The organism is Virgisporangium ochraceum, assembly GCF_016863655.1.
Classification (GTDB): Bacteria; Actinomycetota; Actinomycetes; order Mycobacteriales; family Micromonosporaceae; genus Virgisporangium; species Virgisporangium ochraceum.
The window spans coordinates 18,576-28,039 of record NZ_BOPH01000011.1; the positions used below are offsets into that span (position 1 = coordinate 18,576).

Consider the following 9,464-nt stretch of genomic DNA (forward strand, 5'->3'; position numbering starts at 1 on the left):
GGAGCCGTGACACAGCTACCCGAGTGGGCTCCGGCCGGCCTCGATGTCACGCGTCCGAGTGCGGCCCGGATCTACGACTACTTCCTCGGGGGTGCCCACAACTTCGAGAGCGACCGGCAGCTGGCCGACCACATCACCCGCATGACCCCGAACGTGGCCGCCACGGCACGGGCGAACCGGCACTTCCTCCGCCGGGCGGTGACGATGCTGGTCGGGGCCGGTATCCGGCAGTTCCTCGACATCGGGTCGGGCATACCGACGGTCGGCAACGTGCACGAGATCGCGGCCGGGCTGGCGCCCGACACCCGGGTCGTCTACGTCGACCTCGACCCGGTGGCCGTCGCGCAGAGCATGCAGCTGCTCCGTGACAACCCGAACGCGACCGCGCTCTGCTTCGACCTGCGTGACCCGCGCAAGATCCTGGCCGAGGCGGAGGCGACCGGGCTGGTCGACCTGTCCCGGCCGCTCGCCGTCATGCTCGCCGGCGTGCTGCACTTCATCCCCGACGCCGACGGTCCGGGCGCGATCGTGTCGCAGCTCCGCGACGCCCTGGTGCCGGGCAGCTACCTGTTGATCTCGCACGCCACGCTCGACGGTCAGCCGCCCGAGGTGCTGGAGGCGCAGCGGCTGAGCGGCCGCACGGCCACCGAGCTCACGCTGCGTCCGCACGCCGAGATCACGGCGTACTTCGGGTCGTTCGAGCTGGTCGAGCCCGGGCTCGTGTACATCGGCCAGTGGCGGCCCGACCCCGACGACGAACCCGATCCCCATCCCGAACGGCTCGCCGGCTATGCCGGTGTCGGGCGCAAGGGTTAGCGGCCGGGTAGGGCGAACCGACACGTGACGAAGGCGCAGCGACGCAAGCCGGCGGGAGCCGTGCCGGCCCATGGTGCCGTCCCCAGGCCGGCCGGGCCGGTCGATCCGGTCGATCCGGACGGTCCGGTGTCCGTACCCGGTGCCGTCAACGGGGTGAACCGGGTCAACGGGTCCGGGCCGGTCTCCGCCGATCCGCTCGAACCGGCCGTCGCGAAGCTGGCCGCGCGCTGGGTCAAGGCGATCCGGCGGATCGGGTTCGTGCCGATGGGTCCCGACGGCCTGTACGCGCTGCTCCGCGACCTGGCGGCGGAGTTCGTGCGGGCGCTGCACGCCGACCCGTTCGACCCGGAGCCCGCCGCGCGGGTCGGTGCCGCGCTGGCCGAAGCCGGGCTCACCGACACAGGGGTGCTCACCGCGTCGCTCGGGGTGCTGCGCAACCCGCCGCGGGCCGCCTCGGTCGAGAAGCGGGCACAGCGCATCGCCGACCTGCACGCCCGGTTGGCCGGCGGCTACGCGGCGGCGCTGCGCCAGCGCACACTGGTGGAGCAGGAGGGCCTGGCCCGCGCGATCACCGCCGCGCACGCCCAGGTCGAGCACCAGCTCTGGACCAGCGAGTCGCGGTTCCGGGCGCTGTTCGAGGGTGCGGCGATGGCGATCTGCATCGGCGACCTCGACGGTCGGATCATCCAGGCCAACGCCGCGATGGCCCGCCTGCTCGGCTACCCGCTCGAGGAGCTGTACCGGCTGGAGGGGCCCGACTTCCTGCACCCCGACGACCTGCAGAGCGACCGCGACCTGTACGCCGAGCTCGTCCGCGGCGACCGCGACCACCTCCGGATGGAGAAGGCCTACTTCCGCAAGGACGGCACCGTCGTCTGGACCGACCTGACGATCACGCTGCTGCGCGACTCCGACGGCACCCCCACCAACACGGTGGCGATGGTCGAGGACATCACCGACCGGCACCAACTGGAGGAGCGGCTGCGTCACCAGGCGCTGCACGACCCGCTCACCGGCCTGCCCAACCGCACCTACTTCGCCGAGCGGCTCGCCGAGGCGTTCGCCAACCCGGACCCGACGGCCCAGGTCGGCCTGTGCTACCTCGACCTCGACGGGTTCAAGCGCATCAACGACAGCCTCGGCCACGACGTGGGCGACAAGCTCCTGGTGGCGGTGGCCCGCCGGTTGCAGCGCACCGCGTCGACCCGGGGGTACCAGGTCGCCCGCATGGGCGGCGACGAGTTCGTGATCCTCGCCGAGAAGGCCAACCTCGACGAGCTGACCGCGCTGGCCGACCAGGTGCTGTACAGCCTCGACCTGCCGGTGCGCTCCGGCCCGCACGGCATGCGGGTCTCGGCGAGCATCGGCATCGTGGTGCAGCCGGTCTCGGCCACCGGTCCCGCCGAGATCCTCAAGGCCGCCGACCTGACGCTGTACCGGGCCAAGGCCGCGGGCCGCGGCCGCTGGGCCTGCTACGACGCCGACCTGAACGCCGCGCAGGTGGCCCGGTACGCGCTGGTGGAGGCGCTGCCCGACGCCGTGCAGCGGGGCGAGTTCAGCCTGCTCTACCAGCCGCTGGTGTCGCTGTCGAGCGGCCGGGCCTGCGGTGTGGAGGCGCTGCTGCGCTGGGACCACCCCGATCGCGGCACGCTCTCGCCCGACTCCTTCATCGACCTGGCCGAGGAGACGGGCATCATCAGCGCGATCGGCACCTGGGTGCTCCGCGAGGCGTGCCGGCAGGGCGCCAGGTGGTGGCGGCGGTTCCCGGAGCGGTCGTTCTACGTCAGCGTCAACGTCGCCACCGCGCAGACGTACGATCCGGCGCTGGTCGGCGACGTGCTGTCGATCCTCGACGAGAGCGGCCTGCCCCCGACGCTGCTGCAACTGGAGCTGACCGAGAGCGCGATGCTGTCGAGTGCCGGCGAGCCGGTGGAGGCCCTGCGGGCGCTGGCCGCCGCCGGGATCCGCATCGCGATCGACGACTTCGGTACCGGCTACTCGAACCTCGCCTACCTGCGCACGCTGCCGGTGGCCGGGCTGAAGCTGGCCCGCCAGTTCACCGACGGGCTGGGGCGGCCGGTCGACACCCACATCGTCAAGACGCTGATCGAGCTCGCCCACGTGCTCGATCTGGCGGTGACCGCCGAGGGTGTCGAGACCCCCGACCAGCTCTCGCAGCTCAAGGGCATGAACTGCGACGTGGTGCAGGGCTGGCACCTGTCGATGCCACTACCCGCCGACGAGATGTCGGCGGTACTGGAAAACGGAGGTTAGGCCTTGACGGCCTAACCTGGCGGCGCGCGTGGCTAAGGCCCGCCGATCTAGCTCCGGACTGTGGCTGAGGTCTCCGGGAGCGCGGCGATAGCCGCGAGCGTGCGGCGGACCCAGCACATGCGCGGCACGGCGGTTTCCGGGTGGTCGCCGAACTCGGTGGCCACCGCGGCGGCACAGCCGTCACTGCCGAACCGGAGGATCATCTGGGTGACCGCTGCCTCGATCGCATCGGCCGTGTGCGTCTGCGACGGCTGCAGGTGCGAGACGAACAGCGCTTCGACCACCAGATCATCAACAGCGCCGATCATGGTGCGACCCCCGTGACTGTGGTGTATCACACAACAAGGATTACCTTATGTAGTCCAGTTAACGCCAGCGAAATCTCTGACGCGGTTAGATCTGGTCGCAAATCGGTATAGATGTTCGACTGAGTGCCTAACAAACGCTACTCAGCGCGAGGACGAGAGGCGCCGGCCGACAGCCGCGATGAGGCGGTCGAGCTCCGAGCCGAACGGGTTCTCGTGCACCAGATACGTCCAGGTGGCGCTCGGACGGACGATCTCGCCTTCCTCCGGGTGCCAGCCGTCGTCGTCGATCTCGGCCTCCTCGAAGGTCTCGATCGTCTTCTGCTCCACGGCCGGGATCAGCTCGTTGAACAGGGGCACCGCGGCCCGGTGGAACTCGTCGAGCGGGTCGAGGCGGCCCAGGGCCCGCAGGTGCACGCCCTCACGCACGTCGGCCAGCTCGGCCAGGTGGTCGGTCCAGGCGCGGTCGAGGTGGTACAACGCGATCGCCCGGCCGGCCTGCACGAGCACGTCACGCTCGATGTCGTCGGCCTTCACGCACTGGTCCATGAGCAGGTCGGCGGCGTCTTCAGTGGTGAGCAGGCGCTCGCGCAGCTCGGCGATCTGCTGGCGCTGCTGCTCGATGACGACGCTGTACCGCCACGTGTTGCGGTGGATCTCGTGCGCCACGCCCTCGGCGACCCGCTGGGCGTGCTCGACGGCGAAGTCGACCTGCTCGTCCTCGACGAGGCCGTCCATGCTCATCCGCGGCATCGACGGGATCGCCTCGGGAGCGTGCCGGACGATCAGGTCGTCTTCGAGGCTCACGAAGAAGACCGAGCCACCGGGGTCACCCTGCCGGCCCGACCGGCCCCGGAGCTGGTTGTCGACGCGGCGGCTGTCGTGGCGACCGGCGCCGAGCACGTACAGGCCGCCCAGCTCGGCGACCGCGTCGTAGTCGACCTGCTTGCTGCCGCCCAGGCGGATGTCGACGCCGCGACCGGCCATCTGCGTCGAAACGGTCACCGCGCGCAGCGCCCCCGCCTCGGCGATGATCGCCGCCTCCTCGTCGTCGTTCTTCGCGTTGAGGACGTTGGCCGTGATGCCCTCCGCCCGCAGCAGTTCGGCCAGCTCCTCGGACTGCTTGACGTCGAGCGTGCCGACCAGCACCGGCCGGCCCGCCTCGTGGCAGGCCTTGATCTCGGCGACCAGCGCCTCGTCGCGCTCGGCCTGCGCCGCGAAGATGCGGTCGGCCTCGTCGTCGCGGATGCACGGCGTGTTCGGCGGGATCATCGCGACCTCGAGCTTGAAGAACTCGCGCAGCTGGTCGCCGACGATCACCGCGGTGGCGGTCATGCCGCACACGGTGCTGTAGAGCGCGATGTAGCCCTGCACCGTGATCGTGTTCAGGATCTCGCCCTCGGCGGTGGCGGTGATGCCCTCCTTGGCCTCGACCGCCGCCTGCAGGCCGTCGGGCCAGCGGCGCCGCTGCGCCACCCGGCCGCGCATCTCGTCGACCAGCTCGACCTTGTCGCCGCGCACGATGTAGTCGACGTCGCGCTTGAGCAGCACGTTGGCGTGCAGCGACACGTTGATCAGCGAGAGCTGCTCGGCGTTGGCGCCGTCGTACAGGTCGACCCCGCCGAGCTTCTTCTCGATGCGGGCGAGGCCCGTGTCGGTGAGCGCGACGCTGCGGTTGTCGTCGGCGATCTCGTAGTCGCGGCCGGGCCGCAGCATCTGGACCAGCTTCGCCGCGGCCGCGTGCTTCGTGTTCCGCGCCTGTGCCACGCCGCCGGCGAGCACCATCGGCACGCGGGCCTCGTCGATGAGGATCGAGTCGGCCTCGTCGACGATCGCTGTGGCCAGCGGCCGCTGCACCCGCTCGTCGATGTCGGTGACCAGCTGGTCGCGCAGGAAGTCGAAGCCGCCCTCGCTGACCGACACGTAGGTGACGTCGCAGCCGTAGGCCTCGGTGCGCTCGTCGTGGCTGGAGCTCTCGTTGACCCACCCGACAGTGAGGCCGAGCAGCGTGTAGACCGGCTCCATCCACTGGGCGTCGCGGCGGGCCAGGTAGTCGTTGACCGTGATCACGTGCACGGGGCCGTGGCCGGCCCGCACGTGTCCGTACGCCGCGATCGTCGCCGCCAGGGTCTTGCCCTCACCGGTGGCCATCTCGGCCACCCGCCCGTCGAGCATCGCCATCGCGCCGACCAGCTGGACGTCGTACGGACGCTGGTCGAGCGCCCGACGTGCCGCCTCCCGGCCGACCGCGCAGATCTCGACGTAGCCCTCGGCCTCGCCGGCCCGCTCGGTGAGCTCCTCGTCGGTGAGCGCCTCGAGCTCCTCCTCAAGCGCGTCGATCCTGGGCAGGTGCTTCTCCAGCGGCGCCAGGTCGACGGTGGTACCCGGCCGCTGCAGGAAGCGGCGCATGCGGAGCTTGAGGCGTTGCGACAGACCCATGCCGTAAAGCTAGCGCCCCGGAGGCCCATTCCGGTGACCGGAGGTCACATCGGCGACGATCACAGTGATGTTGTCGGGTCCACCGGCCTGCACGGCCAGCTTCACCAGCTGCTCGGCGCACTCCTGCGGCTCCGGGTACGACGCCATCGCGAGCGCGATCGCCTCATCGGTGACGACGTCGGAGAGGCCGTCGCTGCACAGCATGAACCGGTCGCCGTCGCGGGCGTCGAGCGTGCCGCCGGAGATCGTCATCGGGCGGCCCTGCACGGCCTGGGTCACCAGCGACCGCTGCGGGTGCGTACGGGCCTGCTGCGGGGTGAGCGCGCCCCGGTCGACCAGCGACTGCACCAGCGTGTCGTCGCGGGTCACCTGTTCGAGGGTGTTGTCGTGCAGCAGGTAGCACCTCGAGTCGCCGACGTGCACCAGCCCGAGCTTGTCGTCGACGAGCATCAGCGCCGTGACCGTGGTGCCCATGCCCTCGCGCTCGGGGTGGTCGTCGACCATCTCGGCGACCTTGTTGTTGCCCTCCTTGACCGCCTCGGTGAGCTGGTCGAGGGGGTCGACGTCGGCCGGTTTGCGGTCGAGCTTGGCCAACGCCTTGATCACGACGTCGCTGGCGAGCTCGCCCGCGGGCAGCCCACCCATGCCGTCGGCGATCGCTATCACGCGTGGCCCGACGTGAAATGAATCCTCGTTGTTCGAACGGACCAGCCCAAGGTCGGTGACCGCGGCCGCGTGCAGGATGACGCCCATGTGCGACAGCCTGCCAAACAGCGGCCCCGGTTGTCTCTACGAACTACTACGTATCGTGAACGCATGAGGCCGGGGACCATCGTCGGACGGGCCGCCCAGCTGGGCGAGCTGGTCGATGCCTGGTCGTCCGACCGGCCGAGGAACGTGGTGATCACCGGCGCGCCCGGGGTCGGAAAGAGCGCGCTGGTGGCCGCTGCGCTCGACGCGCTGACCCCACCACCCTCGGTGGTTCTCAGCGGTACCGCCCGGGTGCACACGCCGTCGCCGTACGACTGGCTGGCCGCCATTCTGACCGGACGCGACAACGACGATTTACCCGTTCCGGGTGACGCCCTGGCGTGGCTGGCCCAGCACCCCGACGCCCCCCGGGAGCGGTACGCGCCGGGCGCCCTGCTGCGGCTGGCGGTCACCGTGGTGCGGGCACTGGTCGGCGCCGGGCCGGGTGTGCTCGTCGTCGAGGACCTGCACGCGCTCGACCCGGCCAGCCTCAACCTGATCGGCGAGCTGGCCGTGGTCCCCGATCTTCACGCCCTGATCGTGGTGACCAGCCAGCCGCCGGACGCGGCGGTCTCGCCCGACGTGGTCGCCCGCACCATCGCGCGGCTGGCCGGCACCCCCGGCGCGGTGCGGCAGCACCTCGGGCCGCTCGGACCCGACGAGGTGGCGGCGATCCTGGCCGACCGGGTCGGCCGGCCGATCGCCCCCGAGGTGGTCGCCGCCGGGATGCGGCACAGCGACGGCAACCCGTACAGGCTGCTGGAGTGGCTGGCCGCCGGCGGCGCCGCCGCGGAGACCGTGACCAGCGCCCTGCCCGAGCTGACCGCCCGCGAGCTCGAGGTGCTCTCGTGCCTCGCGGCCGGGATGTCGAACAAGCAGGTGGCCCGCTCGCTCGGCATCTCGATCCGCACGGTGACCGTGCACGTGTCGAACCTGCTGCGGAAGACCCGGTCGACCTCACGCACCGAGGCCGCGCTCTGGGCGCTGCGCCACAGGTAGAGCGGGCGCCCGCCAGCCGGCCGTCTTCGCGGCCTGTGCCAGCGCGACCCGGCCCGGCGTCGCGCGGAGCACCAGATCACGCAGCGCGCACGCCGCGCGTCCCGTCGCACCGAAGACCTGACCGGCGCGGCGCGAGTCGCGCACGTAGCGCGCGCCCCGCGGACGCCGCGCCGCGTCGTAGCGGGCCAGCCCACCCGCGAGGTCGCCCCCAGCGACGTCCGCGATCAGCGTGACCGCGTCCTCCAGCGCCTGCGCGGCGCCCTGCCCGAGGTTCGGGGTCATCGCGTGCGCGGCGTCGCCCATCAGCGCGATCCGGATGCCGTAGCGCATCGGCGGCACCGGATCGAGGTCGGCCAGCTGGTGGTGCAGAAGCTGCTCCGGCCGGGCGGCGGCGAGCAGCGCCGGGATCGGGTCGTGCCAGCCCGCGAAGAGCCGGCGGAGCTCCGCGAGCTGGTCCGCGGGCGACGTGGTGCGCAGCGGCCCGGGACCGGCGGCGTACCAGTAGACGCCTCTCGGGCCGACCGACGCGAGCCCGAACCGCCAGCCGCGGCCGGCGGTCTCGCCGCCGCCGGCGCTGAGGTCGAACTCCCCCGGGGTGACCGCGCGCCAGGCGACCTGGCCGCTGTCCCTGATCCGGCTCTCCGGCGCCAGCTGCCGGCGCAGCGCGCTGTGGATGCCGTCGGCGACCACGACCAGGTCGCCCTCGTCGGGAACCGCGGTGACCTCGGCGTTCGTGCGCACCTCGGTGCCGTCGGCCAGGCCCGCGACGAGGATCCGGTGCAGCTCGGCGCGGTGGATCGTCACGGCGGCGCGGCCGAGGCGTCGCTCCAGGTCGGCGCCGTTGATGCGGGAGAGCCAGGACCCGTCGGGAGCCCGGACGCCGCCGTCGCCGCGGTTCTCGACGCCCGCCCGGACCGTCTGTTCGCCCAGCCCGAGCGCGTCGAGCGCGTACAGGGCGTTCGGCCAGAGCAGGATGCCGGCGCCGGCGGCCGACAGCTCCGGCTGCCGCTCCAGCACCGTGACCCGCCACCCGGCCCGGCCGAGCCCGACCGCCGTCGCCAACCCGGCGATGCCTCCTCCTACGACGACCGCGTGCATGCCCGTTGTCCCTCCGCTACATCTGTAGTGCTCTCTCCGCAAAACGCTACACCTGTAGCATGGTCATGTGAAGAACGGTGACGCGGATCGCAAGGCGCTGATCGCCGACGCGGCCATCGACGTCCTGGGCCGCGACGGCCTACGCGCGCTCACCCACCGGGCGGTGGACACCCGGGCCGGACTGCCACAGGGGACGTGCAGCTACCACCACCGGACCCGACGGTCGCTGCTCGCCGCGGCGCTGAACCGCATCGCCCACCTGGACCGCGCCGACATGGTCGACGCGCCGGCCGACCACGTGCCGGCCGACCGCGTTGAGGCGGCCGTGCAGGTGCTGGGGCGGTGGCTCGGCCCCGGCCGGGTGCGCAGCCGGGCGAGGCTCGTGCTCATGTTGGACGCGGAGGCGCGGCGCGACCTGGGCGACGAGGCGGAACGGTTGGCGGGCGATTTCGTGGCCGGCGCCACGGCGACCATCGGCGACGCGGGCCGGGCCCGGCTACTGGTGGCCCTGCTCGACGGCATCGTCGCCGACGACCTCATCCGCGGCGGCGACGTCCCACCGCCCGTGGCCGACCTGCGCGCCCGGGTGGCGGCGGCGTTCGGTGCCGCCCGCGGTCTTTCATAAACGACGCTCTATCCAGTGCGGATTTCGGGCGGGCCGGCGCACTGGATAGAGCGTCGTGTATGCCGACGCGGGTGGGGCCGGCCGCGGAGCGGCCATCGGCGGTGGAGCGACCGTGGACGGCGGAGCGACCATGGGCGGTGGAGCGACCGCGACCCGCG

At 72.1% G+C, this 9,464-nt stretch carries 8 protein-coding genes; 4 read left to right on the forward strand and 4 right to left on the reverse strand.

Annotation, left to right across the window (positions count from 1 at the left end; genetic code table 11):
• Window positions 1-6 precede the first annotated feature (6 nt).
• Both Voc01_RS04285 and Voc01_RS04290 read left to right on the forward strand, forming a co-directional pair.
• The gene (locus Voc01_RS04285; protein ID WP_203925929.1) at window positions 7-816 is read left to right on the forward strand and encodes an SAM-dependent methyltransferase; all 810 of its coding nucleotides are present in this window, start codon (window positions 7-9) and stop codon (window positions 814-816) included.
• A 216-nt stretch (window positions 817-1,032) separates the two neighbouring features.
• Window positions 1,033-3,090, forward strand: a complete 2,058-nt coding sequence (locus tag Voc01_RS04290) for a putative bifunctional diguanylate cyclase/phosphodiesterase (RefSeq protein WP_239159938.1) — start codon at window positions 1,033-1,035, stop codon at window positions 3,088-3,090.
• A gap of 47 nt (window positions 3,091-3,137) precedes the next feature.
• On the opposite strand, the gene Voc01_RS04295 is transcribed toward Voc01_RS04290, so the two are convergent.
• The 3 genes from Voc01_RS04295 to Voc01_RS04305 form a co-directional block, all read right to left on the reverse strand.
• On the reverse strand, window positions 3,138-3,398 hold the full coding sequence (locus tag Voc01_RS04295; RefSeq protein ID WP_203925930.1) for a hypothetical protein: 261 nt from the start codon (window positions 3,396-3,398) through the stop codon (window positions 3,138-3,140).
• Between the two features lie 141 nt (window positions 3,399-3,539).
• Window positions 3,540-5,834 carry an accessory Sec system translocase SecA2 gene (secA2, locus tag Voc01_RS04300; RefSeq protein ID WP_203925931.1) on the reverse strand — a complete coding sequence of 765 codons (2,295 nt, stop codon included), beginning with the start codon at window positions 5,832-5,834 and terminating at the stop codon, window positions 3,540-3,542.
• Window positions 5,835-5,843: 9 nt separating this feature from the next.
• Window positions 5,844-6,587 carry a PP2C family protein-serine/threonine phosphatase gene (locus Voc01_RS04305; protein ID WP_203925932.1) on the reverse strand — a complete coding sequence of 248 codons (744 nt, stop codon included), beginning with the start codon at window positions 6,585-6,587 and terminating at the stop codon, window positions 5,844-5,846.
• A gap of 63 nt (window positions 6,588-6,650) precedes the next feature.
• Here Voc01_RS04305 and Voc01_RS04310 point away from each other — a divergent pair, with 63 nt between their 5' ends.
• Window positions 6,651-7,583, forward strand: a complete 933-nt coding sequence (locus Voc01_RS04310) for an AAA family ATPase (protein WP_203925933.1) — start codon at window positions 6,651-6,653, stop codon at window positions 7,581-7,583.
• Here Voc01_RS04310 and Voc01_RS04315 read toward each other — a convergent pair.
• A complete protein-coding gene (locus Voc01_RS04315) occupies window positions 7,542-8,681 on the reverse strand; it encodes an FAD-dependent oxidoreductase (protein ID WP_203925934.1) in 1,140 nt (379 codons plus the stop codon). The two genes, Voc01_RS04310 and Voc01_RS04315, sit on opposite strands and share 42 nt — an antisense overlap.
• Window positions 8,682-8,748: 67 nt before the next feature.
• On the opposite strand from Voc01_RS04315, the gene Voc01_RS04320 reads away from it, so the two are divergent.
• A complete protein-coding gene (locus tag Voc01_RS04320; protein ID WP_203925935.1) occupies window positions 8,749-9,306 on the forward strand; it encodes a TetR/AcrR family transcriptional regulator in 558 nt (185 codons plus the stop codon).
• Window positions 9,307-9,464 lie beyond the last annotated feature (158 nt).